Annotated in this window: 1 protein-coding gene; it reads left to right on the top strand. The window is 67.2% G+C overall.

Annotated elements, in window-relative coordinates; translation table 11 throughout:
- The coding region (locus tag WCJ41_RS22050) for a DUF4175 family protein (protein ID WP_336907977.1) at positions 1-1,430 on the top strand (1,430 nt) is incomplete at its 5' end.
- Between the last annotated feature and the right edge of the window lie 310 nt (positions 1,431-1,740).

Below are 1,740 nucleotides of genomic sequence, written 5' to 3'. Positions count from 1 at the left end.
CCTTGCGCAGCACGATCAGGGCACGCGCCGTCGAGACCTTCCTGCTGCCCGAGCGCGTCTTCAACGATCCGACGGCGCGTGCCCTGATCGTGCTGCGCAAGGCGCTCACCCGCGATCCCAAGGCACTGCGCCTCGACGTCGCCGACGGCATGCGCATGGTCCAGAACAGGCCCGAGAGCTACCGCCACGACCCGGTGGTCCAGCTCGGCCTGCGGCTGGGCGCGTCGCGGCTCGCCCAGAACGGCGACAAGGCCAATATCGTCGACACGCAGAAGCTGCTGTGGGACCTCGCGATGCGGATCGAAGGCTCGGCCGCGACCGATGCCGAGAAGGCCGTGGAGCAGGCGCGGCAGGAGCTGCGCGACGCCATGCAGCGCCAGGCCGGCGACGAGGAGATCGAGAAGCTGATCCAGCAGCTCTACGATGCGATGGCCCGCTGGCAGCGCGAACTCGCCGAGAAGATGAAGGATCCCGAGGAACTTCGCCGCATGCAGGAGCAGGCGGAGAAGATGGATCCCAACAACACCATCACCGGCGACGACCTGCAGAAGATGCTCGACAAGATTCGCGAGATGGCGAAGAACGGCGACCGCGAGGGCGCCAAGCGCATGCTCGAAGAGCTGCGCAAGATGATGGAAAACGCCACGCCGATGATGGCGCAGCCCGGCCAGAAAGGGCAGCAGCGGCAGCAAGGTCAGCAGGGTCAGGGCAATCAGCAGGGCCGTGAGATGATGAACCAGCTCGACCGGCTGTCGCGCCGCCAGAACCAGCTTTTGGGCGAATCGGAGCGCGAAGGGCGTCAGCAGGGCCAGCAGGGACAACGCGGCCAGCAGGGACAGCGTGGGCAGCAGGGGCAACAAGGCCAACAGGGTCAACAAGGCCAGCAGCCGGGCCAGGGACAGCCTGGGCAGGGCCAGGGCCAGCCGGGCGACGGCCAGTGGGGCGAACAGCAGCGCGGTCAGCAGGAAGGCTTGCGCCGCCAGCTTGGCGACATGATGCGCCGTCTCGACGAGAACGGCATGCCGATGCCCGAGTCGCTCGGCCGCGCCGAGCGTTCCATGCGCGAAGCCGAGGAGTCGCTGCGCCGTGGCGATCCGCGCGAGGCCTCGCGCTCGCAGCGGCGCGCGCTGGACAACCTCCAGCAGGGCATGGGCGATCTCGCCGAGCAGATGCGCCAGCGTGGGCCGGGCAATGGCCAGGATCTCGCCGAGATCGAGGAGCGCGAGCGCAAGAGCGAGGACCGCGACCCGCTCGGCCGTTCCGACGGCAACTACGGCGATGCCGTCGACACCGGCACCGACAAGGTTCCGCTCGAACTCGAGCGTCAGCGCAGCCGCGAAATCCTCGACGAACTGCGCCGTCGTGCCGGCGACCAGCTTCGCCCGAAGGACGAACTCGACTACATCGACCGGCTGCTGAAGACTTACTGACGCGCCGAATTCATTCGGCGTCTGTTCTTCAGTTCGAACAACACAACCTCATGCTGAGGAGCCCGGCATAGCCGGGCGTCTCGAAGCATGGGCTGCACACTCGGTCCCCGTTGCCCATCACAGGGCCGAGACTACTCCGCCCGATTCGAGACGCGCGCTGCGCGCGCTCCTCAGGATGAGGTGAGTTTCTAGATCATCTCAAGCGGACCGCGGGCCTCCAGGCCCGCTCAAGGTCATGAGGCGGGCGCGGGCGGAATAACCTCCGCCCTGAGGAGGCCCGCGGTCCCAAGAGGCTAACTCGTTTTCTCCA

Source organism: Aestuariivirga sp., assembly GCF_037139295.1.
Taxonomy (GTDB): domain Bacteria; phylum Pseudomonadota; class Alphaproteobacteria; order Rhizobiales; family Aestuariivirgaceae; genus Aestuariivirga.
This window is presented reverse-complemented; position numbering and strand designations above follow the sequence as displayed.